Origin of the sequence: Streptomyces sp. F001 (assembly GCF_004187715.1) — a bacterium.
GTDB classification, from domain to species: Bacteria; Actinomycetota; Actinomycetes; order Streptomycetales; family Streptomycetaceae; genus Streptomyces; species Streptomyces flavusporus.
Genome location: NZ_QZWF01000022.1, coordinates 1 through 24,919, shown reverse-complemented (window position 1 = coordinate 24,919; position 24,919 = coordinate 1). Strand labels below are relative to the sequence as shown.

Annotated in this window: 20 protein-coding genes and 1 pseudogene; 9 read left to right on the top strand and 12 right to left on the bottom strand. The window is 71.4% G+C overall.

The features are described 5' to 3' along the window. Positions 1–29: 29 nt before the first annotated feature. The 4 genes from StrepF001_RS37510 to StrepF001_RS37495 are packed head-to-tail and all read right to left on the bottom strand — an operon-like array spanning position 30 to position 4,435. Positions 30–1,298 (bottom strand): cellulase family glycosylhydrolase, encoded by a 1,269-nt coding sequence (locus StrepF001_RS37510; RefSeq protein WP_129802640.1) that lies wholly within the window; start codon positions 1,296–1,298, stop codon positions 30–32. A 33-nt stretch (positions 1,299–1,331) separates the two neighbouring features. After that, a complete protein-coding gene (locus StrepF001_RS37505) occupies positions 1,332–2,246 on the bottom strand; it encodes a carbohydrate ABC transporter permease (RefSeq protein WP_129802639.1) in 915 nt (304 codons plus the stop codon). Next, on the bottom strand, positions 2,243–3,136 hold the full coding sequence (locus StrepF001_RS37500) for a sugar ABC transporter permease (protein WP_129802638.1): 894 nt from the start codon (positions 3,134–3,136) through the stop codon (positions 2,243–2,245). The genes StrepF001_RS37505 and StrepF001_RS37500 overlap by 4 nt, the downstream gene beginning before the upstream one ends. Positions 3,137–3,142: 6 nt before the next feature. Beyond that, a complete protein-coding gene (locus tag StrepF001_RS37495; protein WP_129802637.1) occupies positions 3,143–4,435 on the bottom strand; it encodes a sugar ABC transporter substrate-binding protein in 1,293 nt (430 codons plus the stop codon). Positions 4,436–4,713: 278 nt separating this feature from the next. Here StrepF001_RS37495 and StrepF001_RS37490 point away from each other — a divergent pair, with 278 nt between their 5' ends. The 4 genes from StrepF001_RS37490 to StrepF001_RS37475 all read left to right on the top strand — a co-directional run bounded on the left by StrepF001_RS37490 (position 4,714) and on the right by StrepF001_RS37475 (position 9,714). Continuing rightward, entirely contained in the window at positions 4,714–5,724 is a 1,011-nt protein-coding gene (locus StrepF001_RS37490) for a LacI family DNA-binding transcriptional regulator (protein WP_129802695.1), read from the top strand. Positions 5,725–5,770: 46 nt separating this feature from the next. Next, the gene (locus StrepF001_RS37485) at positions 5,771–6,442 is read left to right on the top strand and encodes a TetR family transcriptional regulator (protein WP_129802636.1); all 672 of its coding nucleotides are present in this window, start codon (positions 5,771–5,773) and stop codon (positions 6,440–6,442) included. A gap of 179 nt (positions 6,443–6,621) precedes the next feature. After that, positions 6,622–8,169 (top strand): MDR family MFS transporter, encoded by a 1,548-nt coding sequence (locus tag StrepF001_RS37480; RefSeq protein WP_206307062.1) that lies wholly within the window; start codon positions 6,622–6,624, stop codon positions 8,167–8,169. Positions 8,170–8,370: 201 nt separating this feature from the next. Beyond that, a complete protein-coding gene (locus StrepF001_RS37475; RefSeq protein ID WP_129802634.1) occupies positions 8,371–9,714 on the top strand; it encodes an amidase in 1,344 nt (447 codons plus the stop codon). A gap of 9 nt (positions 9,715–9,723) precedes the next feature. Here the strand turns inward: StrepF001_RS37475 and StrepF001_RS37470 are convergent, their stop codons facing one another. Both StrepF001_RS37470 and StrepF001_RS37465 read right to left on the bottom strand, forming a co-directional pair. Continuing rightward, positions 9,724–10,206 (bottom strand): GNAT family N-acetyltransferase, encoded by a 483-nt coding sequence (locus tag StrepF001_RS37470; protein WP_129802633.1) that lies wholly within the window; start codon positions 10,204–10,206, stop codon positions 9,724–9,726. 64 nt (positions 10,207–10,270) lie between these two features. Beyond that, on the bottom strand, positions 10,271–10,444 hold the full coding sequence (locus tag StrepF001_RS37465; RefSeq protein ID WP_129802632.1) for a hypothetical protein: 174 nt from the start codon (positions 10,442–10,444) through the stop codon (positions 10,271–10,273). A 468-nt stretch (positions 10,445–10,912) separates the two neighbouring features. Here StrepF001_RS37465 and StrepF001_RS37460 point away from each other — a divergent pair. The 3 genes and pseudogenes from StrepF001_RS37460 to StrepF001_RS37450 all read left to right on the top strand — a co-directional run. Continuing rightward, positions 10,913–11,476: pseudogene (locus tag StrepF001_RS37460) on the top strand (metal-dependent phosphohydrolase); the annotation flags it as partial. Positions 11,477–11,567: 91 nt separating this feature from the next. After that, positions 11,568–12,224 (top strand): IS607 family transposase, encoded by a 657-nt coding sequence (locus StrepF001_RS37455; protein WP_129802630.1) that lies wholly within the window; start codon positions 11,568–11,570, stop codon positions 12,222–12,224. A gap of 68 nt (positions 12,225–12,292) precedes the next feature. Then, positions 12,293–14,014 (top strand): hypothetical protein, encoded by a 1,722-nt coding sequence (locus StrepF001_RS37450; protein ID WP_240797837.1) that lies wholly within the window; start codon positions 12,293–12,295, stop codon positions 14,012–14,014. Here StrepF001_RS37450 and StrepF001_RS37445 read toward each other — a convergent pair. The 5 genes from StrepF001_RS37445 to StrepF001_RS37425 all read right to left on the bottom strand — a co-directional run bounded on the left by StrepF001_RS37445 (position 13,993) and on the right by StrepF001_RS37425 (position 20,425). Further along, positions 13,993–15,486: an SDR family NAD(P)-dependent oxidoreductase gene (locus tag StrepF001_RS37445; protein WP_129802629.1), complete on the bottom strand. Its 1,494-nt coding sequence runs from the start codon at positions 15,484–15,486 to the stop codon at positions 13,993–13,995. The genes StrepF001_RS37450 and StrepF001_RS37445 overlap by 22 nt on opposite strands. Before the next feature lie 105 nt (positions 15,487–15,591). Then, on the bottom strand, positions 15,592–16,953 hold the full coding sequence (locus tag StrepF001_RS37440) for a wax ester/triacylglycerol synthase family O-acyltransferase (RefSeq protein ID WP_129802628.1): 1,362 nt from the start codon (positions 16,951–16,953) through the stop codon (positions 15,592–15,594). Between the two features lie 248 nt (positions 16,954–17,201). Then, positions 17,202–18,422 (bottom strand): glucose-1-phosphate adenylyltransferase, encoded by a 1,221-nt coding sequence (gene glgC, locus StrepF001_RS37435; RefSeq protein WP_129802627.1) that lies wholly within the window; start codon positions 18,420–18,422, stop codon positions 17,202–17,204. 51 nt (positions 18,423–18,473) lie between these two features. Further along, a complete protein-coding gene (gene glgA, locus StrepF001_RS37430; protein ID WP_129802626.1) occupies positions 18,474–19,625 on the bottom strand; it encodes a glycogen synthase in 1,152 nt (383 codons plus the stop codon). 38 nt (positions 19,626–19,663) lie between these two features. Next, a complete protein-coding gene (locus StrepF001_RS37425) occupies positions 19,664–20,425 on the bottom strand; it encodes a (2Fe-2S)-binding protein (RefSeq protein WP_240797836.1) in 762 nt (253 codons plus the stop codon). Between the two features lie 211 nt (positions 20,426–20,636). Between StrepF001_RS37425 and StrepF001_RS37420 the strand changes: the two genes are divergently transcribed. Next, complete coding sequence (locus tag StrepF001_RS37420; RefSeq protein ID WP_129802625.1) at positions 20,637–21,767, top strand: DMT family transporter; 1,131 nt, start codon at positions 20,637–20,639, stop codon at positions 21,765–21,767. On the opposite strand, the gene StrepF001_RS37415 is transcribed toward StrepF001_RS37420, so the two are convergent. Continuing rightward, the gene (locus tag StrepF001_RS37415; protein ID WP_129802624.1) at positions 21,757–22,905 is read right to left on the bottom strand and encodes a transglycosylase family protein; all 1,149 of its coding nucleotides are present in this window, start codon (positions 22,903–22,905) and stop codon (positions 21,757–21,759) included. The two genes, StrepF001_RS37420 and StrepF001_RS37415, sit on opposite strands and share 11 nt — an antisense overlap. A gap of 312 nt (positions 22,906–23,217) precedes the next feature. Between StrepF001_RS37415 and gndA the strand changes: the two genes are divergently transcribed. Then, positions 23,218–24,657: an NADP-dependent phosphogluconate dehydrogenase gene (gene gndA / locus StrepF001_RS37410; RefSeq protein WP_129802623.1), complete on the top strand. Its 1,440-nt coding sequence runs from the start codon at positions 23,218–23,220 to the stop codon at positions 24,655–24,657. Positions 24,658–24,919 lie beyond the last annotated feature (262 nt).

Below are 24,919 nucleotides of genomic sequence, written 5' to 3'. Positions count from 1 at the left end.
AAGGGTATCGGGGCGCCGGCGCACACGGCTCACGAGCGGGTGCCTCCTCGGGTTCCTTCCGGGGCGGGGAGTACCTGTTCGGGAGTGACGACCTCGGTGATGCCGCGGGCGGCGAGATGGTCCTTGTCGTCCGCGTTCATGTCAAGGACGGTGGTGGGCCGGGCGCCGTCGGCGACCAGCCGGAAGAAAGCGTCGAAGACCGGGCCGCCGGGCGCGCAGCGGGAACGGAGGGACGGGTCCGCGGGAACGACGAGCGCTGTGGTCCGGGCGGCGGCTGCGGCGCCGGTGTGCTCACGGGCCGCGCGGGCCAGCACCCGCGCGGAGTCCTTGGGCCGCCGGTCGTTGGTCAACAGGCCGAGGCCGTACTCGAGTTCGGGGAAGTCGGCGAGGTCGCGGGAGACGTCGTGGGAGCACCACCAGGTGATGCCCCACAGGTCCGGGCAGTCCAACGCGTGCCGCACGGTGGCCTCGGTGAAGGAGGCGGCGTGCTCCGGCGGGACGAGCGGGGCGGGTGCGCCGACCTCCTGAAGCCAGACGGGCCGGTGCGGGTCGTCGGCCCAGGCCTTGCTGAGCTCGATGAGGTACTCGGCGTGGTGTTCGCTCGGCACGGACGTGCGGCCGTGGCGCTGGGCGGTGCCGTTGAACACCCAGGAGTGCACGGCCGTGACGGCACCGCGCCGGGCCGCCTGGGCCGGGGTGAACGGCTGGTCGTCCTGGTACCAGGTCGCGTCGTACTCGGCGTGCAGGTGCAGTCTGCCGGGCGCGCCCTCCTCGCAGGCGGCCAGCATCCGCTCCAGCCATGCGTCGATCTGCGCCTCGGTGGCCCGGTCGGGGTCGGGATGCGGGCCCGCGGCGAACTGGTTGACCTCGTTGCCCAGGGTCATGCCGAGGAAGTTGGGGCGGTCGGCGAGGGCGGCGGCCAGGGTGCGCAGGTAGGTCGCCTGGCCGTCGAGGACGTCCGGGTCGGTGAAGAGGTTCCGCCGGTGCCAGGTCCCGGTCCAGGCCGGCAGGAAGTCGAAGCTGCTCAAATGCCCTTGCAGCCCGTCCACGTTGACGTCGAGCCCGCGTTCGGCGGCGGCGTCGACGAGCGCGACCAACTGCTCGACGGCCTTCGGCCTGATGAGGGTGCGGTTGGGCTGGAAGTACGGCCACAACGGGAAGACGCGGATGTGGTCCAGGCCGAGCGCGGCGATCGAGTCGAGGTCGGCGCGCACGGAGTCCAGGTCGAAGTCGAGCCAGTGGTGGAACCACCCTTCACTCGGGGTGTAGTTGACGCCGAAGCGCACGGCAGGGGGCATACGGGATCCTCGCGAATCGGAGGTACGGGTGGGTCAGCCCTTGACGGCGCCCTCGCCGACGCCACGGAAGAAGTACCGCTGCAGACAGGCGAAGAGCACGATCAGCGGCGCGACGGCGATGATCGTGCCCGCGGCGACGAGGCGTTCGTCGTTGGCGAAAGTGCCGTGCAGATAGTTCAGGCCGATGGTCAGCGTGAACTTGGAGGGGTCGCTGAGCACGATGAGCGGCCACAGGAAGTCGTCCCAGGCGCCCATGAAGGCAAAGATCGCGACAACAGCGATCGTCCCCTTCACGGACGGCAGCGCGATCCGCAGGAACCGCTGCCAGACGTTGGCGCCGTCGACGAAGGCCGCCTCCTCGATCTCGTACGGCAGGTTGAGGAAGGCGTTGCGCATCAGCAGCACGTTCAGTGAGGCGATGGAGCCGGGCAGCAGCACGCCGACGAGGGTGTTGTTGAGGCCGAGATCCCGCATGAACGTGAACTGGGCGATGATGATGCTCTCCACCGGCACGAGCATCGCCAGCACAAAGGCGAGCGTGGCCGCGCGGCGGCCCCGGTAGCGCAGCCGGGCCAGGGCATAGCCGGCGAGGGCGGCGCCGACGCAGTTGGTCACCACGTTGGCTACGGCGACCTTCAGCGAGTTCAGGGCGTAGTCCCAGACCGGGATGGTCTCTGCGACGCGCTCGTAGTTGTGCAGAGTCGGGTCGCTCGGCAGGAACTTCGGCGGGGAGCTGAAGATGTCCTCGGTCGGTCCCTTGAGCGAGGTGGACAGCTGCCACAGGAACGGGCCGACGGTCAGGGCCAGCACGGCGAGCAGCAGCAGGTAGCGCAGGGCGAGTTCCCAGCCGGGGATGCGGCGGCCGTTCTCGTCGGTGAGGCGGCGGCGGGGCGCCCGCTTCGGGGCGGGCGGCGATTCGACGGGACGTACTTTCTCGATCACGCTCATCGCTCCTCCCTCCGGTCGGCGCGCAGCACGAGCAGCATCAGGACGACGGTGACGACGAAGACGACCACGGAGATCGCGGAGGCGTAGCCGACCCGGCCGGTCAGGCCGGTGCCGGTGCGCTGGACCAGCATCACCAGGGTGGTGTCCTCGCCGGCCGGTCCGCCGGCGGGTCCGGCCATCAGATACACCTCGGAGAACACCTTGAAGGCGGCGACCGAGGAGAGCGCGGCGACCAGGACCATGGTGGAGCGCACGGCGGGCACGGTGACGGTGAGGAAGCGGCGGACCGCTCCGGCGCCGTCGACCGCGGCGGCCTCGTGCAGTTCGCGCGGTACGTTCCCGAGCGCCGCCAGGTAAATGATCATGTAGTAGCCGAGGCCCTTCCAGACCGTGACGGCCATGGCGCTGAGCAGCAGCAGCCACTGGTCGCTGAGGAAGCCGATCCGACCGACGCCGACCGTCTCCAGCAGCGCGTTGACCAGACCGCGCTCGTCGAGCAGCCACACCCAGATCAGGCCGACCACGACGATCGAGGCGACGACCGGCGTGTAGAAGGCGGAGCGGAAGAAGGTGATGCCGGGGATGCTCTTCTGCACCAGCAGGGCCAGAAGCAGCGGCAGGATCACCAGGGCCGGGACGACCCCGAGGACGTAGAGCGTGCTGTTGCGCAGGCCGATCCAGAACATGTCGTCGTGGAGCAGCTCGCGGAAGTTGGCGAGGCCCACGAACTCGCCCGGAACCAGCGTCCGGCGGTCGGTGAACGCGTTGACCAGCGTGGAGACGAACGGGTACAGCACGAACGCGCCGATGACGATCAGTCCGGGCGCGGCGAACAGCCAGGGGCTGCTCGGCAGCTGGCGCCGCACCCGGGAGACAGCGGGACTCGCCATGACGACTCAGCCCTGCTGCTGGAGCAGCCGGTCACACGCCTTGACAGCGTTGTCAAGAGCTTCCTTGGGGCTCTCCTTGCCCTGGAGCGCGCGGGCGACGGCGTTGCGCAGCTCGACCTTCATCTGCTCGCTGAACAACACCGGCGTGTAGTTGACCGCGTTCTTCAGTGACTCGGCGGCGGCCACCCGCACCCGGGTCTCGTCGGTGCCGTCCTCCTTGGTGAAGTACGGGTCGTCGAGCGAGCCGGCGGTGCTCGGGAAGATGGCGACCTGCTTGGCGAACGACATCTGGTGCGCGGCGTCGGTGACGTAGTGCGCGAAGGCGACGGCGGCGGGCTTCTGCTTGGTCTGCGCGTTGACCATCACGCCCATCACGTACATGTTGACGTGGCCGGTGCTGGTGATCTGGTCGGTGATGCCGATGTTGTTGTACAGGTGCGGCGCCTGCTTCTTGAAGTTGCCGAGGTCGAGGGCGCTGCCCGGGTTCATGGCGACGGCCTCGGTGAGGAACTTCTTGCCGGACGACTCGGGCGTGGCGGTCAGCGCCTGCGGGTCCAGGGCCTTGGCATCGTACAACTCCTTGTACTTGGTGAGGAGTTCGACGCCCTTGGCGTCGTTGAAGGTGAAGCCGGTGCCCTCCTTGTTCATCAGCGGGACGCCGTAGCGGCCGAAGTCCTCGATGGTGGGCACGTTGGCGAGGGTGGCGACCTCGCCGTCGGTCTTCTGCGCGATCTGCAGGGCGGCGGAGAAGACTTCGTCATACGTCTTGGGCGGCTGGTCGGGGTCGAGTCCGGCCTTCTCGAACAGGGACTTGTTGTAGAAGAGCGGGCCGGTGTTGAGATACCAGGGGAAGGCGTACGTGCCGGTCATGCCTGGTATTTCATGGCTGGCCCAGGCGCCTTCCAGGTACTCCTTCCTGTACTGCGGCGCGGCCTTGTCGAGGTCGAGCGCGAGGCCGGCCTTGGCGAGCGGGGCGACCAGGTCCGGAGAGACGTTGACGACGTCGGGCAGGGTGCCGCCGGCCGCGTCGGCGCTGATCTTGTCGGCGTAGCCCTCGGCGGGCTGGTCGACCCACTTCACGTCGGTGCCCGGGTACTTCTTCTCGAAGTCGGCGACCAGGCCCTCGAAGTAGTCCTTGAAGTTGGCGCGGAGGTTCCAGGTCTGGAAGGTGATGTTGCCCTCCACCTTGCCCGAGGCGTCGGCCGAGCCGCCGTCGTCTCCCCCGGAGCCGCAGGCACTGAGCGGCACGAGAACGACGGCGACGGCAGCGGCGGCGAAGGTCCGGCGGGAAATGCGCACGACGAGGTGCTCCTTTGCGGCGGTGAGGTCCGGTGACGTCCGGCATGGACCGGCGCGTCGGGCAGACCTTGCACTTCCCCTCCGCAGAAAGTCAATGGATTCAGCCCAGCTAAAGCCTTAAGTTGAGCAAAGTGCCAGTTCAGGACGGTGTGAGCAGGGCCTTGCGTTGGGTCACTAATGCGCTTTAGGGTGATCGAACTCAAGCGCATTAGTGCGCGGCGCTTTTCGAATGGGAGCAGCACGTGACGGGCAAGCGGTCTCCCGCGCGCCGGCCGACGATGAAGGACATCGCGCGGCGTGCCGGGGTCTCCGAGAGCGCGGTGTCGTTCGCGCTCAACGGGCGTCCGGGGGTCTCCGAGGTGACCCGGGACCGGGTGCGCAGGGTCGCCGAGCAGCTGGGCTGGCGGCCGAGCACGGCGGCGCGGGCGCTGTCCGGCGAGGGCGCGGCGACAGTCGGCTTCGTACTGGCCCGGCCCGCGGACACGCTGGGCGTGGACTCGTTCTTCCTGCAGCTCGTGTCCGGCATCCAGGAGGTGCTGGCGGAGCGTCATCTCGGGCTGCTGTTCCAGATCGCGCAGAACATCGCCGACGAGTGCGCGGTGTACCGGCGCTGGTGGGCCGAGCACCGGGTGGACGGCGTGCTCGTCGTCGACCCGCGCACCGACGACCCGCGCCCGGACCTGCTCGACGAACTGGGCCTGCCCGGCGTGGTGATCGGCGGCGCGCCCGACGCACGGCACCCCGGGCTGACCACGGTGTGGGCGGACGACGCGGGCGCGATGGCCGCGGTCGTCGACGAGCTGTACGCCCTCGGGCATCGGCGGATCGTGCACATCGCCGGCCTCGCGGGACTCGCGCACACCGAGCGCCGGATCCGTACGCTGCGCGCCGAGGCGGACCGGCGCGGTCTCACCGAGGTGCGGTCGGTGACGACCGACTACTCGGACGCGGAGGGCGCCGCCGTGACCCGCCGCGTGCTGTCCGGACCCACTCCCCCGACGGCCCTGGTCTACGACAACGACGTGATGGCCGTCGCGGGCGTCGCCGCCGCGGCAGGGCTGGGCTTCTCCGTGCCGGCCGATGTGTCGGTGGTGGCGTGGGAGGACTCCGCACTGTGCCGCATGGTCAAGCCCTGGCTGTCCGCACTGTCCCGGGACACGGTGGAGTTCGGCCGTACGGCGGCGCGGGAGCTGACCGCCCTGCTCGACGGCGGCCCGGCCCGCACGGTGCAGGTGCCGGTGCCGCAGTTGATCGGGCGGGAGAGCACGGGGCCGGCGCGGGGCGACTGAGGCGCAGGCCTGGGTCAATTTTGCAGGGCGTGCATCTTTGCATAGCATGCAAGTTATGCCGGAGAAGAGTGCCGCAGGGGGCGGCCTGCGTGAGCAGAAGAAGCGGGCCACCCGGGCCGCGCTCGCGGAGGCGGCGGTACGCCTGGCCGCCGAGCACGGGGTGGAGAACGTCACCGTCGAGGCCATCAGTGCCGCGGCGGGTGTCTCCGTGCGGACGTTCTTCAACTACTTCGACGCGCGTGACGACGCCTTCGTGGTGATCGACACGGACATCAGCGCCCGGGTGCGGAGCACCGTGCTGCGTGCCCCGGCCGAGGTCCCCCCGCTCGACGCCGTGCGCGACGCCATCGCGGCCGAGCTCGCCGAGGCCGAGCAGCAGCACGAGCTGTGGCAACTCCATGCCGAGGTACTGCGGGCCGCGCCGCATCTGCTGGTGCGCAGCCTCGGCGCGCACATGGCGGACGAGACCGGGCTGGCCGTGGCCATCGCCCGGCGCCTGCGCGGCGGCCCCACGGACGTCCCCGGGACGACCGCGACGGACGAAGACGCCCGCCGGAGCCTCGACCTGTATCCGCGACTGCTGGCCGCGGTCGCGGGCACCGCCGTCCGGGTCGCCGTGGAGCACTGGAGCGCCGACCCGGCGGAACGCCACTTCGCGGACGTGTTCCAGGAGACGTTCGCGAGCCTCGCCGCCGGGCTGCCGGCGCCGCCCGGCTGAGCATCGCACCCACCGCCCGGTCCGACCCCGGGTCATCGTCCCCTCTCCCGTCGCGCGCCGCCCGAGCACCTCCTCCCCGCCCCCTGAGCGTGCCCTCTCGCGCGGATCCGATCACCACCATCGAAAGAGCTGTCGTGACCGCACCACCGCAGACGCCGGAACAGGCGTCGCCCACCTCCATGACCCAACGGCAGATACTCCAGGCCATGTCCGGTCTGATGGCCGGCATGTTCGTCGCGATCCTGGCGGGCACCGTCGTCTCGAACGCGCTGCCCCGGATCATCGCCGACCTGGGGGCCAGCCAGTCCTCCTACACCTGGGTCGTCACCTCCGAACTGCTGGCGATGACCGCGACGGTTCCCCTGTGGGGCAAGCTGTCCGACCTCTACAACAAGAAGCTGCTCCTGCAGCTGTCCCTGTCGATGTTCGTCGTGGGGTCGCTGCTCGCGGGCTTCTCCCAGGGCGTCGGACTGCTCATCTTCAGCCGGGTCGTTCAGGGCATCGGCGCCGGTGGTCTGACCGCGCTCGCCCAGGTCGTCATGGCCGCCGTCATCCCGCCGCGCGAACTGGGCCGGTACGCGGGCATCTTCGGTGCCGTGTTCGCCGTGGGCACCGTGGCCGGACCGCTGGTCGGCGGTGTGCTGGTCGACACCGACTGGCTGGGCTGGCGCTGGTGCTTCTTCATCGGCGTGCCGTTCGCCCTGCTGGCCATCGCGCTGCTGCAGCGCACCCTGCGGCTGCCCACGGTCCGGCGGAAGGTACGGATCGACTGGCTCGGCGCGTTCCTGATCGTCGCCGGTGTCTGCGCGCTGCTCATCTGGGTCTCGCTGGCCGGCAACCAGTTCGACTGGGCGTCCTGGCAGACCGCGGCGCTCACCGGCGGTGGCGTGCTGCTGCTGGTGGCCGCGGTGTTCGTGGAGTCCCGCACCCCCGAGCCGGTCATCCCGCTCGGCATCTTCCGCAACCGCACGGTCACGCTGACCACCGTGGCCAGCCTGCTGGTCGGTGTCGCCATGTTCGGCGGGACCGTGTTCCTGTCGCAGTACTTCCAGGTATCCCTCGGCAAGTCGCCGACCGTCGCTGGTCTGATGAGCCTGCCGATGATCCTGGGCCTGCTGGTGTCGTCCACCGTCGCCGGCCAGGTGATCAGCCGGACCGGCAAGTGGAAGCGGTACCTGGTGGCGGGCGCCGTCTTCATGACCGCCGGACTCGGACTGCTCGCCACGATCGGCGCCGACACCCACTTCGGCCTGCTCAGCATCTACATGGCGGTGCTCGGCGTCGGCGTCGGCATGCTGATGCAGAACCTCGTGCTGGCCGCCCAGAACGACGTGCCCGCCGCCGAACTGGGCGCGGCGACCTCCGTGCTGTCCTTCTTCCGCAGCATGGGCGGCACCATCGGCACCAGCGTCCTCGGCGCGATCCTCGCCAACCGCGTGGCGACCGAGATGACCAAGGGCCTCGAGGAGGCCGGCATCACCGGGGCGGCGGGCCAGGGTTCGGGCGGCGAGTCCTCGCACGTGCCGGACATGACGACGCTGCCCGCCCCGATGCGGTCGATCGTGGAGCACGCCTACGGCGTCGCCACCGCCGACCTGTTCCTCATCGCCACGCCGTTCGCCCTGCTCGCGCTGATCACCGTGGTGTTCCTGAAGGAGAAGCCGCTGAAGACCACCAGCGGCATGGAACGCCTCGCCGAGGAGTCGGCGGGCGCTCCGGTCGGCTGAGCCCGGGAAGGGGCTGCCCTGCCGCACGCGGGGCAGCCCCTTCGCCGTACGGTCGGTGACAGGGCCGGAGTTGATGAAGTCACCGGATGTCAGCCGGATTCGGGTCGGCACCCTCGACGTGACGGGCGCGTCCGGGCACAGTTCTGCCTACGTACTCGCGAGTACGTACGCATCAGCCGCCCCCTGCCCCAAGGAGCGCCCGTGACCCACTGGGTCGGACGGACCGCCGTCGAGATCGCCGCCGCCGTACGCGAGAAGCAGGTAACGCCGCGGGAGGTGGTGGCCGAGCACCTCGCGCGGATCGAGCGGATCGACGGCCGGGTCGGCGCCTTTCGCACGGTGCGGGCACAGGCCGCGCTCGCGGAGGCCGACGAGGTGGGCGCCCGCGGTGATCTGGGCGAACTCCCGCTCGCGGGCGTGCCCGTGGCCGTCAAGGACAATCTGGCGGTGCGCGGCGAGGCCGTGCGGATCGGCTCGGCCGCGACTGCCGACACGCCGGCCGACCAGGACCATGTCACCGTCGCCCGGCTGCGGGCGGCGGGTGCGGTGGTCGTGGGGCTGACCAATGTGCCGGAGCTGTGCGTGTTCGGTACCACCGAGGGCGTGCACGGCACCGCCCGCAACCCGTGGGACACGACGCGCACGGCGGGCGGCTCGTCCGGCGGCAGCGCGGCCGCCGTCGCCGCGGGCCTGGTGCCGATCGCCCTGGGCAACGACGGTATGGGCTCGCTGCGGATACCGGCGGCCAACTGCGGTGTCGTCACCATCAAGCCGGGCCGCGGGGTGGTTCCGGCGGGCATCAGTGACGGCGACTGGTTCGGCATGTCGGAGAACGGGCCGCTGGCGACGACCGTGGCGGACGCGCGACTGATGCTGTCCGTCCTCGCGGACACCGAGGTCGTACGGGGTGGCGCGCCCGACACCCACCGCGTCGCCGTCTCCCTGCGCAGCCCCCTTGCCGGGGTCACCGTCAGCAGACCGTATACGACCGCCGCCCAGGAGGCGGCCGGGCTGCTGATCAAGGCAGGGCACCAGGTGCGGCGTGCCGATCCGCCGTATCCGCTGTCGCTGAGCTTCACCTCGCTCGCCCACTGGACGGCGGGCACCTCCGTCGACGCCCAGGGCCTGGACCGGCGGCTGCTGGCCCGGCGCACCCGGGTGCACGCGGCCGTCGGGAGGCGGTTCGTGGGAGCCGTGCGCGGCGGCGGGAGCCGGGACGCCCTGCGTCGGCGTCTGGAGCCGTTCTTCGCCGAGTACGACGTGCTGCTCACACCGGCGCTCGCCCGCCGTTCCCCCAAGGCCGGGCCCTGGCACGAGCGGGGCTGGCTGCGCAACGTGGCCGCCAACACCGCCTACTCGCCGATGACACCGCCGTGGAACCTGACCGGCTGGCCCGCGATGACGGTGCCGCTGGGCACCCTCCCGTCCGGCGCCCCCTGCGCCGTACAGCTCGTGGGGCGGCCGGGGTCGGAGGCGGAACTGCTGGGACTGGCGGCCCAGTTGGAGGCCGCGCGTCCGTGGCAGCGGACGGCACCGCTGGAGTAGGACGCCTGACTACAGGGCCTTGTACATGATGTGCAGTCCCACGGGGCCGTGCCGGGGGTGGTCGTACGCGTCCGGCACGGTGCCGAGGATGGTGAAGCCGAGAGAAGTCCAGAGCTCGACCGCCGGGTTGGTCTCGACGACCGCGTTGAACACCATGCCCCGGTAGTCCTGGGCCGCGGCCTCGGCCAGGATGTGCTCGGCGAGGGCGCGGCCGATACCGCGGCCGCCCTGGTCGGGGTCGACCATGAAGCCGGCGTTGGCGATCCGGGCGGCGGGGCCGCCGTAGTTGGGGGTGAGGTAGGCGGAGCCGACGACGGCTCCGGTCTCGTCCTCGGCGACGTACACGCGTTTGGCCGGGCTCATCCACAGGGCGCGGGCCGCTTCCTCGGTGGTGTCCGGGTCCCAGGCGTAGGTCTCGGCGGCGGCGACGATGCGGTGCCAGAACGGCCAGATGTGCGGCCAGTCGTCGGCCGTTGCTTCCCTGATCAGCATGGGCGTGAGTCTCGCACGCCCATGCCGTCGGCGATCGCGAAGGGGCCTGCCGGGTAAATCCGGGTCAGTCCACGCTGGGCAGGATGTGCGGCTCGGCGAGGTCGTCCTCGTAGCCCGCCAGGCGGATCGGGGCGGACCTGGCCCACACGTCGAGGTTGCCGAGCTCGCCGGGGCGGCGGCCCGCGCGCTCCGTGCGTTCCTTGGGGCGCTGTTCGCGATTCGTCTTCTCCGGTGTCACCGCGCACTCCTTATGTGTCGGGTCACCCTCGGGGCGCGTCGGCGGTCTGCGGTCCGCTGCCCGACGTCCGTTGGGTCTGACGTGCTGCTGCGCGGACGCGGTGGCGTCGGTGGGTCGCGTGAGAGCAGGCCGTTGTGCACCGGCTTGCCCCGGGACGGACGGTGGGTGTGGGTAGGGACCCGTTCTGGCTGTCCGTCTGAACCAGACTAACCAAATGAGCGGGGGTCCGCTCGATAGGGCTGAAAACAGTGGGTAACTATTGCGCGTCACCCCGTGCGCAATCAGGGGAAAACTACCCTTATTTGTTACGCAATGGACTCTTTTCGGATCACTCGAACGGCCTACCCGAGCGAACACGCCCTCGAGCAGCGGCTGCGGGGGCCACGCAGTTCAAGTCCCGTTGGCCGATTCGCAAGGCGGCCATGATCTGCTGACGTCCGGCAACGGCTTGTCCGGCGGGAGGACTGGCGCATGGAGCTGCGCAGTGTCGAAGAGCTGATGGATCTGCTGAACGCCTGCCGCGGAGTCCGGGACACCCCGGACTGCACCGGCGACCCGGTCGACCTGCACGACCACGCGCTGCAGACGGCCGCACTGCTGCGCCGAAGTCGCCCCGCCGACAAGGAACTCCAGATCGCGGGCCTGGTGCACGACATCGGGTATCTGCTGCGGCCCGGCGACGAGGCCGGTCAAGCCGACCACGCGGCGGACGCCGTCCGGGCCTTGCTCGGTGAACGGGTCTCCCGTCTCGTACGACTGCATGTGGCCGCCAAGCGCTATCTGGCCGCCGTGTCTGCGGGGCGTGAGCTGTCCCCGCGGAGTGCTCAGACCCTGAGCAGGCAGGGCGGCCCGATGAGTCCCGCGGAGGCGGCCGCGTTCGAGCGGGACCCGCTCGCCGACGACGCCGTGACCCTGCGGCAGGCCGACGAGGCCGGCAAGGTCATCGGGTTCGACGCGGGGGTCCTGGAGGACTGGCGCACGGTCCTGGAGCTCGTGGCGGCCCGCAACTCGCGGCTCGGGGCCGTCGAGTAGCGTCCGCCTGGTCCGGCCTCGGCGAGGACGCCAGCCGGGTTGAGAGCTGTTGATTCGGTTGTAGGTCACGGTTGGCCATACAGTCACTCGCATGAGTGAGAAGGCCGACGACTGGATCTCTGCGGGCAGGGCGGCGAAGCGGTTGGGCGTGTCGACGCGAACGCTGCGCCGCTACACCTTTGAGGGTGTGCTGGAGGACCGGAGGTCGCCGGGTGGGCGGCGGGTTTTCCGGGTGGGGGATCTGGATGCCTTGTCCCGCCGTCGTGGGCGGCCGGTGCAGCCGGAGGGCGCGGTGGTGCTGTACGGGCGTGTGCCGTCTCACCGGCAGCGGGCCGAGGGGGATCTGGACCGGCAGGTGGAGCGTCTGCGGGCGGCGGCCGGGGAGCGCGTGGTGGCGGGGGTGTTCACCGATGTGGCATCGGGGCTCTCCGACAAGCGCAAGGGGCTGCGCAGGGCGCTGCGGGCGTGCCAGGACGAGGCGGTGACCGCCTTGCTGGTGACGCATGAGGAGCGGCTGGCGCGGTTCGGTACAGCGCTGCTGGCGGAGGTGGTGCTGCCGTCGTGGGGCGTGCGGCTGGAGATCGTCGGCGGGGACGAGGAGTTGGACGGCGGCGAGGGCGGGGACCTGGTGCGGGACATGATCGCGATCGTGACCTCGTTCTCCGGCCGCCTGTACGGGGCGCGTTCGGCGAAGGCGCGCGCGTTGACGCGGGCAGTGAAGTCCACGATCGAGGGAAGTGACTTGTAGGCCATTGTTGGACGCGCATAGGGTCTTGCTTGTCGGTTGGAGAAGCTGACGGGAAGGGGGGCGTGGCCATGGGGAAGCGCCGGAAGAAGCGCGCACTGCGCCCGATCACGGCCCCCTTCACCGTGGCCGCCCCGGCCGGGGCCCGTATCCGTGACCGCCTGCGCCTGAGCGCCGCCGATGCCGAAGTCCTCACGCTCGTCGGCTCCCATCTGGGCCGCCACCAGCGCGCCGATCTCGCCGAGCGGGTGGCGATCGGGCAGGTGCCGGTGAAGCGGAACCAGCGCGCGGAGCGCAAGAAGGCGCTCACGGCCGTGTCGTCCTCGCGGTGGGCGGGGGCGATGACCCGCGCCAGCGAGGACCAGTACCAGCTCTCCTTACGGTGCCTGTACGACGAGGCCGCCGGGCTGCGCCGCGCCATCGGCACCATCGAGCGCCGCCTGGCTGTGCCGTGCCAGAAGCGCGTGGGGAGGGTCCGGGGCTACGCCGACCAGAACGAGCGCTTCCACAAGCAGCGCCGCTTGTTGGCGCTGAAGACCCGCCTGGCGGCCGTCGAGGCCCGCATCGCGTCCGGTCGCCCGGCCATCGCTGCGGGCGGCAGGCGACTGCTGAAGGCCCGTCACAATCTCGCCGACGCCCAGCTCACCGAGGCCCAGTGGCGCCGACGGTGGGAGGCGTCACGCCTGTTCCTGACCGCCGACGGCGAATCCGCGGCCCCGTTCGGGAACTACACCATCACCGTCGACCCGCACGACGGCACCGTGAGCCTCGTGCTGCCCGAACCGCTGCGGCACCTGGCCAACGCGCCCCGCGGCCGTTACCGGCTCACGTGCACCGTGCGGTTCTCGCACCGGCGTGAGGAGTGGTTGGACCGCGTGACGGCAAACCGGGCCGTCCGCTACGACATCGCCCACGACCCGGCCCGCGGCCGCTGGTACCTGGACGCCTCCTGGTCCACCGACAAGACCGTACTGCCCACACCAGAGGAGATCCGCGCCTCGGGCACGCGCATGCTCAGCGTCGACCTCAACGCCGACCACCTCGCCGCCACCGTCCTCGACGAGTACGGCAACCCGGTCGGCGAACCCGTCACCATCCCGCTGGAACTGACCGGCCCCACCGGCCGGCGCGACGGCCGCCTCCGCGCAGCGATCACCCGCCTGACCGTCCTCGCTCACGAGCACGGCTGCGCAGGCATCGTGATCGAGAACCTCGGCTTCGATGACGCCCGCGCCACCGGCCGCGAGACCATGGGCCGCGGACGGCACGGCAAACGCTTCCGCCGCACGGTCGCGGGCATCCCCACCGCACGCTTCCGCGAACGACTGCGCGGCATGGCCTACCACCAGGGCCTCATCGTCATCGCCGTCGACCCCGCCTACACCAGCATCTGGGGCGAGAAGTACTGGAAGACCCCGCTCCAGCAGCAGACCAGGACCACCGTCACCAGGCACCACGGTGCCGCCGTGGCGATCGGCAGACGCGGCCTGGGCCACAGGGTCCGGCGTCGGCCAGGTGTGACCGCTCCCGACCAGAGGATCGGACAGCGGAGAGCTACCGGCCAGACCGCACCCCTCCCCAGGCCACGCGGGACCACGAGCCCACCCAGGACAGCGGGCACGCCCCACCAGGGCGACAAGACCCGACCACGCCGAGGTGACCAGCTCGTGCTGTTCCCCGACCTCGAAGACCGTTCGCGAGGTCACCAGGCCCTCACCGGCCCGGTCTACGGCGATTTGGCCAACACCGGCCAACTCCCACAGGAACGGTCTCACCACTTGCCGGGCGCGTAATCCTTGAGGAAGACGCCGTACAGGTCCTCGCCCGCCTCGCCGCGCACGACGGGGTCGTAGACGCGGGCCGCGCCGTCGACCAGGTCGAGCGGGGCGTGGAAGCCCTCCTCGGCCAGGCGCAGCTTGTCGTAGTGGGGGCGCTCGTCGGTGATCCAGCCGGTGTCGACCGAGGTCATGAGGATGCCGTCGGTCTGGAACATCTCCTGGGAGCTGGTCCGCGTGACCATGTTCATCGCGGCCTTGGCGGCGTTGGTGTTCGGGTGGCCCGCGCCCTTGTAGCCGCGGCCGAAGACGCCCTCCATCGCCGAGACGTTGACGATGTACGCGCGCCCGCTCGCCGACTTCTTCGCGGCGTCGGCCATGACCGGGCGGAGCTTGCTGATCAGGATGAACGGCGCCGTGTAGTTGCACAGCTGGGTCTCGAGGAGCTCCACCGGGGAGATCTGCTCGATGGTCTGCACCCAGGTGTTGGTGTCGACGACGTCGGGGACGAGGCCGCCCGCGTCGATGGCAGTGCCGTCGTGGTGCCGGGCGACGCTGGCGTTGCCGGCGACCAGGGCGAGGTCGGCGACCTGCTGTGCGTCGAGGCCGGAGATCCCGACGGGCAGCGCGGCCAGGCCGTCGACGGCACCGGAGCCGAAGGCGCCGATCACGTGGTGGGCGGGCAGCTCACCGGCGGGCAGCGGGGCGCTCTCGCCCTCGACCAGGGCGGCGTAGGCGGAGGGCAGACGGCGTACGGTCTGCGTCGCGTTGTTGATGAGAATGTCCAGCGGGCCCGCCTCGGCGACCTGGTCGGCGAGGGCCACGGCCTGCGCCGGGTCACGCAGGTCGATGCCGACGACCTCGAGGCGGTGCATCCAGTCCGCCGAGTCGTCCATGGCCTTGAAGCGGCGGATGGCGTCCTTCGGGAACCGTGTGGTGATCGTCGTGTGCGCGCCGTCGCGCAGCAGCCGCAGCGCGATGTACATGCCGATCTTGGCGCGGCCGCCGGTGAGCAGCGCGCGCTTGCCGGTGAGGTCGGCGCGGGCGTCGCGCTTGGCGCGGTTCAGACGGGCGCAGTCGGGACAGAGCTGGTGGTAGAAGTAGTCGACTTCCACGTACCGGGTCTTGCAGGTGTAGCAGGAGCGCGGGCGCTGGAGTATCCCCGCGATCTTGCCCTCTTCCGTGATCGACGACGGGAGGATGCCCTCCGTCTCGTCGTCGATGCGCTGGGCGGAGCCGGTCGCCGTGGCCTCCGTGACCGTCTTGTCGTGCGCGGTCTTGGCGGCCCGGCGCTCCTGGCGGCGGCGCTGCTTGACGGTGCGGTAGATGCCCGCGGTGGCCCGGCGCACGGCGATCGCGTCGGGGTGGTCGACCTCCAGCTTGTCGAGCTCCTCGAGCACGCTGAGGCAGACGGCCAGCCGCTCGGGGTCGATGCCGGGCCCGTACACCACCTCGTCCGTGGTCGCCGAGCCATCCTCTGTCACCGTCATCGCCGCTGCCGTTCCCTGTGTCTGCCGTCGCGGCGCTCCGGTCGCGCCCGCATTCGAAGGGCAGATTTTACGGAGCGCCGGGCCGCACCACCAAACCCGTCGCGATCAAGGAGCGCAGGCCTTGATCAGCGTCTCCACCTCGTCGGACACCGCCTGAGCGAACCGGTCCAGGTCCGGTACGGCCCGTGCGTCGGCGACGAGCCCGTAGTGGACCCGCCCCCGGTACGTCGAGACGGCGACGGCGAGGGACTGGCCGGCGGCCAGCGGGGCGAAGGGGAACACCTCCGTGAGGGGGTTGCCGCCGAGCTTCAGGCCGAGGCCGGGCAGCGGCACGCTGGTGACCAGGATGTCGAACCACAGCCGGGCGGCCTGGCTGACCAGCGGGCCGCCGAGCCGGTGGCCGAGTGCCGGCACATGGTCGGCGAGCAGCGCGACGGCGCCCGCGCCCCGGTTGGGGCCGGCGTCCTTGTTGCGGCCCATGGCCGTGCGGACCGCCTCGAGGCGGCCGAGCGGGTCGGGGTCGTCGACCGGGAGCTGTATCAAGTAACCGGACAGCCGGTTGCCCCGTGGGTGCGCGGTGCGCGGGCGGCGCTTGGAGACGGGGATCAGCGCGCGCGGCGCGACGCCCTCGCTGCCGTCGCCGCGTTCGTCGAGCCAGCGGCGCAGGGCGCCCGCGACGACGGCGATCAGGACGTCGTTGACGGTACCTCCGACGGCCTTGCGGACGCGGTGCACGTCGTCGATGTCGAGGACCACTCCGGCGGTACGACGGGTGCCGGAGGGCTCCGAGGTCAGCGCGGGCGACGAACGCATACCCAGGGTGGACAGGGCGACGGAGGCGCCGATGTCGAGGGCCCGGCCCATGTCGGACACGGCGCCGCGCAGCAGCCCGGGCAGCTTGCGCACGTCGGGCAGCAGGCCGCGCGGGGGCTCGGCGGGGCGGGGCCGCGGGGCCGGCATGTCCGTGGGGTCCAGGACGGCCGCGGCCAGGGTCAGCGCGCGCAGGCCGTCGGCCAGGGCGTGGTGGAACTTGAAGAGCACGGCGAACGAGACGCCGTCCTCCCCCGGCAGCACGTGCGCCTCCCACGGCGGCCGGCCGCGCTCCAGCGGACGCTCCATGAGCCGGCCCGCCATCCCCTGGAAGTCGGCGGTGGGGGCATGCAGCCGGACGTGGTCGAGCGGGTCGAAGTCGGGGGCGGGCTCCCTGGCCGCGCCGCCGAAGGCGAGCGGCCGGCGGAGTCCGAAGGGGAACGGCTGCCCCAGATCGAGCGGCCGCCACACGTCCCGGATCCGCATCCGCAGCCCGGGCACCGCGGCGGCTCGGGCGGCGAGCAGGTCCGCGGCGTGGGCACCGGCGGCGGGCGAGTGGGACGCGAACACGCCGAGTGCGCCGAGATGCATGGGATGCAGGTCGGACTCGATGTTCCAGAACGCCAGGTCGAGTGGTGCGAGCAGGTCAGGAGTCAATGGCTTGCCTCGCGACGATGACGGGTGGGCCAGCAGTCAATCGCCCCGGGGCGATTACGGTCAAGTACGATCAGGCTACGTACAGTTAACAGCAGATTAAGTCCCGCTTCCTGCGAAAGAGGCGGGACTCATGTGGCGTAAGAGGTCATAGTGTCGAGGTCAGCGCCCACGAAGGCGTGAACCGAGGCCCGGCCCGGCGTGTCCGCTCGATCGTGTGACGGGCCGCCGCTCCTGCCGAAGCGGCCGGGCTACGGCACCCGCTGCCCCTTGCCCAGCGCGATCACGCCGCCCTTGGACACCGTGTACAGCTCGGCGTCCCGCTCCGGGTTGACGCCGATCGTCGCGCCGGGCGGCACCTCGACGTTCTTGTCGAGGACCGCGCCGCGCACCACCGCACCCCGCCCGATGTGGACGTTGTCGTGCAGCACCGACCCCTGCACCACCGCCCCCGGGTCGACCACGACACCCGGCGAGAGCACGGACCGCGTGACCTGCCCCCGGATCAGGCAGCCGGCGCTGATGATGGACTCGCCGGCGATGCCGCCGGCGTTGAAGCGGGCCGGCGAGAGCTGGTTGGAGTGGGTGTAGACGGGCCAGCTGCGGTTGTAGAGGTTGAAGGCGGGCCGCTCGGCGATCAGGTCCATGTGGGCCTCGTGGTACGCGTCGAGCGTGCCGACGTCACGCCAGTAGCCCTGGTCGCGGCTGGTCTCGCCGGGGACGTGGTTGTCGCCGAAGTCGTACAGGTGGGCCTCGCCGCGCTCGGTGAGCTGGGGCAGGATCGAACCGCCCATGTCGTGCACGGAGCCGGCGTCGTCGGCGTCCCGCTGGAGGGCCTCGATCAGCGCCTTGGTAGTGAAGATGTAGTTGCCCATGGAGGCGAGGACGGAGTCGGGGTCGTCGGGCAGGCCGGGCGGGTCCGCGGGCTTCTCCAGGAACCGCTCGACGGTGCTTCCGTCCGAGCCCGGAGTGATCACACCGAAGGAGGAGGACTCCGTGCGCGGGACGCGTATCCCCGCCACCGTCACGCCCGCGCCGGACTCGATGTGCTGGGCGAGCATCTGCCGCGGATCCATGCGGTACACATGGTCGGCGCCGAACACCGCGACGTACTCGGGCCGTTCGTCGTAGATCAGGTTCAGGGACTGCAGGATGGCGTCCGCGCTGCCCAGGTACCAGCGCGGGCCGAGCCGCTGCTGGGCGGGGACGGGCGTGACGTAGTTGCCGAGCAGGCTGGACATCCGCCAGGTCGTGGTGATGTGCCGGTCCAGCGAGTGGGACTTGTACTGCGTGAGGACACAGATACGCAGGATGTCGCCGTTGACGAGGTTGGAGAGGACGAAGTCGACAAGTCTGTACGTGCCGCCGAAGGTCACCGCCGGTTTCGCGCGGTCCGCGGTCAGGGGCATCAGGCGCTTGCCCTCTCCGCCCGCCAGTACGATCCCGAGCACCGAAGGTCCACCACGACGCATGGCCGCTCCCCTCACCCTGGTTGACCCATGATTGCCCTTGAGCCGGGCGCGCTAAGCCTGTTCGAGGATCTCCGCGTAGAGCCGGGCCGTGCGGCGGGCGACCGTGTCCCAGCCGAACTCCCCCACCGCACGCTCCCGTCCCGCCTCGCCCATCCGCCGGGCGCCCTCCGGGTCGGCGAGGAGCGCGTCCAGGGCGCGGGCGAGGCCCGTTTCGAAGTCGTCGTCCACGGGCACCAGCAGGCCCGTCTTGCCGTCCGCGACGACCTCGGGGATGCCGCCGACCTGGGAGGCCACGACGGGTGTGCCGCAGGCCATCGCCTCCAGGTTGACGATGCCCAGCGGTTCGTACACCGAAGGGCAGACGAACACGGCGGCGTGCGTGAGGAGTTGGATCACCTCCGGGCGCGGCAGCATCCGCGGGATCCAGTGCACGCCGTCGCGGACGCGGCTCAGCTCCTGGTACAGGTCGCGGAACTCCTGGTCGATCTCCGGGGTGTCGGGCGCCCCCGCGCACAGCACGACCTGCGCCGCGGGGTCGATGTCCCGTGCCGCGCGCAGCAGATGGGGCACGCCCTTCTGCCGGGTGATCCGGCCGACGAACAGGAGGTACGGGCGGGCCGGGTCCAGGCCGAGGCGGGTCAGGACGTCGGTGGCGGGGTCGGGCCGGTAGAGGGCGGTGTCGATGCCGTTGTGCACGACGTGGACGCGGGCGGGGTCCAGCGCGGGATAGCAGTCGAGGATGTCCGTGCGCATGGCACCGGACACGGCGATCACCGCGTCGGCGGCCTCGATCGCGGTGCGCTCGGCCCAGCTGGAGAGGGCGTATCCGCCGCCGAGTTGCTCGGCCTTCCAGGGGCGCAGCGGCTCCAGGGAGTGGGCGGTCATCACATGCGGGATGCCGTGCAGGAGCTTGCCGAGGTGGCCGGCGAGGTTGGCGTACCAGGTGTGGGAGTGGACGAGTTCGCGGCCCTCGAGGGCGGCGGTCATGGCGAGGTCCACGGAGAAGGTGCGCAGCGCGTCGTTGGCGGTGTCGAGCGCGGGCCAGGGGCGATGCCGCAGCACGCCCTCCGCGCGGCCCTCGCCCCAGCAGTGCACCTCGAGGTCGACGAGGGATCTCAACTCCCGGGCGAGGAACTCGACATGGACGCCCGCACCGCCGTACACGTCCGGGGGGTACTCCCGGGTCAGCAGTCCCACTCGCACCCGCAAACCCCCTGTCTCGGCGGCTGGTTCCCTCATGGTCACCCAGATGTGGCGCGTGGGGAAGAGCCCGGGGGCCGGGTGAAGCAGCAGTCGCCGCACAGTCCACCGCCGGGCACCCGGTAGTACAGGCAGCAGCTGCGGCGCCGGAAGGCAGTGCCCGTGAGCGTGCCGGTTGCGGTGAGGCGGGGGTGGGCGAACAGCTCGCCGGCCAGCGCGCGGGCCCGGGCGGCGGCGTCGGTACGGCCGTTCGCGCGCGCCCAGCGGTCCAGCTCGCGGACGGCGCCCGCCAGCGCGGATCCGGCGTTGCCCCACAGCAGCCCCGCCGCGAGCCGGTGGCGGGTGCGCAGAGCGGCCGCCAGCGGTTCCAGGTGACCGTGCAGCACGACGTCCACGACGGTCGCCGCGTCCCCCGGCAGCGGGCGCACCTGGGTGAGCCACAGGTCGTCGGGTGCGCTGCCGTCGGCGTCCCAGTGCAGCAGCCGCGGGTCGAGGTCGGGGATGCTGCCGTACAGGACGGCGCAGCCGAGCGCCGTCGACCACAGCCGGGCCGCGAGCCCGAGGTGCGCCACCGAGGCCGCGATCCGCACCTCGGGAGCGCTCAGAGCGGCCGCCACTTTTCGGATCCGGACTCCCAGGGGATCCGGATCCGAGGCCGACGGATCGTAGGCCTGCGCCAGGGTCGGCAGCGACCTCCCGGGGGCTGACGGCCCGTCCACGACCGTGCGCAGGGCGAAGAACCCGCCGAGCGGACTCAGAGCGGCGAGATCGGGGTCGAGGTCCACGAGGAGCAGTAGTACCAAGCCCCCTAGGGGACGGGATCAGGGGGTCTCCGTCCCGGTTCACCCACCCTGGGGATGACCGGGGGGCGTTCGTACTCCATCGGCAGTAGGACTCATTGCGTGCTCAGGGACGACGACGGGGAACAGGGCGAGCGGGCATCGTGTTGGTCATGGAAGCCGACCGTTCGCCCCGCCGGGCCCAGCGCCCCAGCCTCCGGCAGAGGAGCAGCTCATGAGCGCCCTCGCGTTGTCCGTGCTCCTGTCGCTGGTGTCCGCTGTCGCGTACGCGGGCGGCGCGATCGTGCAGGAGCGGGTCGCGGTGTCGTCGCCGGACGGTCAGTACGCGCCGATGCGCAGGCCGGGCTGGTGGGCCGCGGTGGCGCTCAACGGTCTCGGCGGGCTGCTGCACGTGGCGGCCCTCGCCTACGGTCCGCTGAGCGTGGTGCAGCCGCTGGGGGCGCTGACCATCGTGTTCGCGCTGCCGATGACGGCGCTGTTCGTGGGCCGCAGGGCCGGTGGGACGGCCTGGCGGGGCGCTGTGATGGCGACCGTCGGCCTCGCGGGTCTGCTGTCCCTGGTCGGCACGTCCGACTCGCGGTCGCTGGAGGGGGCACAGCAGGTGTCCCTGTTCCTGGCGACCGCCGGTGGGGTCGCCGCGCTGATGCTCGCGGGCCGCGCGGTCCGGCATCGTCCGGCGGTGCGGGCCCTGCTCCTCGCGACCGCGTCGGGCATCGCGTTCGGCATGTCCTCGGTCTTCACGAAGACGGTCGCGGTCGACTGGACCGGCGGGGTGTCGAGCGCGGATCTGCCGTCCCTGGCCGCGATCGGAGTGTTCGCCGTCTCGGGTCTGCTGCTGTCCCAGGCCTCGTACCGGGGCGCCGGCCTCGCGGCGCCGCTGGCCACGCTGACGGTGGTGAACCCGGTGGTGGCGGCTGCGGTGGGCATCACGATGTTCGGCGAAACCTTCCGCTACGGCGCCACGGGCACCGTGCTCGCCCTGAGCTGTGGGGTGGTGGCGGCGGGCGGTCTGATCCTGCTGACGACGGAGCGCATCCGGCAGTCCGACGACTCCGGCAACGCGGAGCCGCTGCCCGAGCCCCTCACCGGGCAGCTGTCCGGCATCGTCGCCCCGGCGCGGCCCGCCGACGAGCCCGCCACCGCGTTCCTCGAGGGCCTCCCCGAGAAGCCCGCCGCGCACCGGGAGGGCGGCATCTTCCTGCCGAGCCCGGTCACGGAGAGCACGTACGGCAACGACGCGCCCGTCGGTCGCGCCGACGGGACCGCGCCCTACTACTCCTCCCTGTACGGCGCCTCGTACATCCCCTTCCCGAGCGTGGAGCAGCGCGCCGGCGTCAGATCCTGACCCCGCCGGCCCGGAGGTACGCCACCGGGTCGACGTCCGTTCCGAAGCCGGGCCCGGTCCGCACCTCGAAGTGCAGATGCGGGCCCGAGCTGTTGCCGGTGGACCCGACCCGGCCGATCCGCTGTCCGCCGCCCACGGACTGGCCGGCCTTCACGGAGATCGCCGACAGGTGCGCGTACTGGGTGTACCGGCCGTCGGCGTGCCGGATGACCACCTGGTAGCCGAAGGAACCGCCCCATCCGGCGGTGACGACCCGGCCCGCGGCGACGGCCTTCACGGAGGTGCCGGTGGCTGCGGGGAAGTCGACGCCGGTGTGGTAGCCCTTCGACCAGCTGGAGCCGGTCGCTCGGTAGGGAGTGCCCAGGGAGCCGCTGACGGGGGCGACGAGGGAGTCCTCGCGTCGGTCGTCGGCGTCGTCCGAAGCGGTCGTCCTCGGCCGGGACTCGGGCGGCGCCGGTGTGGTCGGGGCGGGGGCCGGGGCAGCCGTGGCCTTGGCGCGCAGGTTCAGCCGCTGGCCCGGCAGGATCAGGTCGGGGTCCGTCCCGATCGTGCTGCGGTTGGCGGCGTACAGCCGTTGCCAGCCGCCCTGGACGCGCTGCTCCTCGGCGATGGTGGAGAGCGTGTCGCCGCGGACGACGGTGTACATCTCGGTGGTTCCTGCGCGCGACTGGGGCGTGGTGTGCGGCCGTACGTCCGCCACGGAGCTCTTGGCGGTCCGGGGCGAGGTGCCCCCGCCCGGCCGGATGTCGGGCGTCTCGCCACCGCGCGTGAGTCCGGCCCGCACCGAGCACACGGGCCAGGCGCCGGGCCCCTGCCCGTCGAGCACCTTCTCCGCGACGGCGATCTGCTGGTCCTTGGTGGCCAGATCCGCGCGCGGTGCGTAGGCCGTACCGCCGTACGCCTCCCAGGTGGACTGGCTGAACTGCAGCCCGCCGTAGTACCCGTTGCCGGTGTTGATGTCCCAGTCGTTGGTCGACTCGCACGCGGCGACCTTGTCCCAGGTGTCCACGTCGGCCGCCTGCGCGGCACCGGTGCCGACGAACGGGAGGGCCATTCCGGCGCCGCCCGCCGTGACGGTGAGCGAGGCGCGGTTGATCCTGTTCGGCTGATACCGGCGGTGCCGGCCGCGTAAGGCCATGGAAGTGCCCCCTCGACAAGCGTCAGGAGGGCCAAAAGTAAGGGCCACGAACAGGCCATGACAAGACGGCAATCGGCCGCCCGGTCAGGCCAAGTGGCGCAGAAAGCACCCTCGTTGACGGGTTCGGGCGTGGACCGCTGAGGCACCTGGCCCCTCCCCTACGTACTGAGCCCCGTAGGGTCGGACGTGCGGTCGGCGTTTCGGCACGTCAGGATGGCCCGGGGGGCGATACTGACGGCACGACCGGCACCATCGGCACGACCGGCAATCACGATCTACGGGATCCACTGGACCCCTTGAGGAGCAGGCGGAATGAGCACTTCAGCCCAGATCGGCGTCACGGGTCTCGCGGTCATGGGCCGCAACCTCGCCCGCAACTTCGCGCGCAACGGCTACACGGTCGCGGTGCACAACCGGACGGCGTCCCGGATGCACGCCCTGGTGGAGGAGTTCGGAAGCGAGGGCGAGTTCGTCAAGGCCGAGACCGCCAAGGAGTTCGTGGCCGCCCTGGAACGGCCCCGCCGTCTGGTCATCATGGTCAAGGCCGGCGATCCGACCGATGCGGTGATCCAGGAGTTCGCCCCGCTCCTGGAGCCCGGCGACATGATCATCGACGGCGGCAACGCCCACTTCGCGGACACCCGGCGCCGGGAGCGCGAGCTGCGCGAGCAGGGCATCCATTTCGTCGGTACCGGCATCTCCGGCGGCGAGGAGGGCGCGCTGCACGGTCCGAGCATCATGCCGGGCGGTTCGAAGGAGTCGTACGAGTCGCTGGGCCCGATGCTGGAGAAGATCTCCGCGAAGGCGGCGGACGGCGCGCCGTGCGTCACGCACGTCGGTCCGGACGGCGCCGGGCACTTCGTGAAGATGGTGCACAACGGCATCGAGTACGCCGACATGCAGCTCATCGGCGAGGCGTACCAGCTGCTGCGCGATGTCGCCGGGTACTCCCCCGCCGAGATCGCGGAGATCTTCCGCACCTGGAACACCGGCCGGCTCGACTCCTACCTGATCGAGATCACGGCCGAGGTGCTGTCGCATGTGGACGCGGCCACGGGCAAGCCGTTCGTGGACGTGGTGCAGGACCAGGCGGAGCAGAAGGGCACCGGCCGCTGGACCGTGCAGATCGCGCTGGACCTGGGTGTTCCGGTCTCCGGGATCGCGGAGGCGGTGTTCGCCCGCTCACTGTCCGGACACGCGGCGCTGCGTGAGGCGTCTCGAGACCTGGCCGGCCCGAAGGCGTCCCCGCTGGACAAGGCGGAGGCCGGTGCCTTCGCCGACCGGGTCGAGCAGGCGCTGTACGCCTCCAAGATCGTGTCGTACACCCAGGGCTTCCACGAGATCGCCGCGGGCAGCGAGCAGTACGACTGGGACATCGACCTCGGCCAGGTCGCCTCGATCTGGCGCGGCGGCTGCATCATCCGCGCGGCGTTCCTGGACCGGATCCGCGCCGCCTACGACGCCCGGCCGGATCTGCCGAGCCTGCTGTCGGACGAGACGTTCGCCCAGGAGATCGCGGCGGCTCAGGACGACTGGCGCGAGGTACTTGTCGCCGCCACCCGGCAGGGCGTACCGACGCCGGGCTTCGCCGCGGCCCTCGCCTACTACGACGCCCTGCGCGCCGAGCGGCTGCCCGCCGCGCTCACCCAGGGGCAGCGGGACTTCTTCGGCGCGCACACCTACCGGCGCACCGACCGGGACGGTTCGTTCCACACGCTGTGGGGCGGGGACCGGTCGGAGGTGTCGGGCTGAGCGCTCCGCTGGAGGTCCGGTACGCCACGTGCAGGTGCGTCGCGGCCAGGGCCGGTCCTGCGGTACGGCAGTGGTGGGCGGCCTTCGTGGTCGCCCACCACGCGTCATGGGCGCTCACCGCCCTTCGTGATGCGGCCGCTCAGGAGAGTGGCGGTCCCGGCTCCGGGTTCGGAACGGGCTCCGGGCCCGGCGGGATCGGGGAGGGATCGGGTCCCGGGACCGGGCGGGGCCCCGGCGGCGGCTCAGGAGCCGGAGGCGGGGG

Bases quoted from the DNA above. Each gene is read 5' to 3' on its own strand.
- StrepF001_RS37510 (WP_129802640.1), bottom strand. From the start codon at position 1,298: ATGCCCCCTGCCGTGCGCTTCGGCGTCAACTACACCCCGAGTGAAGGG.
- StrepF001_RS37505 (WP_129802639.1), bottom strand. From the start codon at position 2,246: ATGAGCGTGATCGAGAAAGTACGTCCCGTCGAATCGCCGCCCGCCCCG.
- StrepF001_RS37500 (WP_129802638.1), bottom strand. From the start codon at position 3,136: ATGGCGAGTCCCGCTGTCTCCCGGGTGCGGCGCCAGCTGCCGAGCAGC.
- StrepF001_RS37490 (WP_129802695.1), top strand. From the start codon at position 4,714: ATGAAGGACATCGCGCGGCGTGCCGGGGTCTCCGAGAGCGCGGTGTCG.
- StrepF001_RS37485 (WP_129802636.1), top strand. From the start codon at position 5,771: ATGCAAGTTATGCCGGAGAAGAGTGCCGCAGGGGGCGGCCTGCGTGAG.
- StrepF001_RS37480 (WP_206307062.1), top strand. From the start codon at position 6,622: ATGACCCAACGGCAGATACTCCAGGCCATGTCCGGTCTGATGGCCGGC.
- StrepF001_RS37470 (WP_129802633.1), bottom strand. From the start codon at position 10,206: ATGCTGATCAGGGAAGCAACGGCCGACGACTGGCCGCACATCTGGCCG.
- StrepF001_RS37455 (WP_129802630.1), top strand. From the start codon at position 11,568: ATGAGTGAGAAGGCCGACGACTGGATCTCTGCGGGCAGGGCGGCGAAG.
- StrepF001_RS37450 (WP_240797837.1), top strand. From the start codon at position 12,293: ATGGGGAAGCGCCGGAAGAAGCGCGCACTGCGCCCGATCACGGCCCCC.
- StrepF001_RS37445 (WP_129802629.1), bottom strand. From the start codon at position 15,486: ATGACGGTGACAGAGGATGGCTCGGCGACCACGGACGAGGTGGTGTAC.
- glgC (WP_129802627.1), bottom strand. From the start codon at position 18,422: ATGCGTCGTGGTGGACCTTCGGTGCTCGGGATCGTACTGGCGGGCGGA.
- StrepF001_RS37420 (WP_129802625.1), top strand. From the start codon at position 20,637: ATGAGCGCCCTCGCGTTGTCCGTGCTCCTGTCGCTGGTGTCCGCTGTC.
- StrepF001_RS37415 (WP_129802624.1), bottom strand. From the start codon at position 22,905: ATGGCCTTACGCGGCCGGCACCGCCGGTATCAGCCGAACAGGATCAAC.
- gndA (WP_129802623.1), top strand. From the start codon at position 23,218: ATGAGCACTTCAGCCCAGATCGGCGTCACGGGTCTCGCGGTCATGGGC.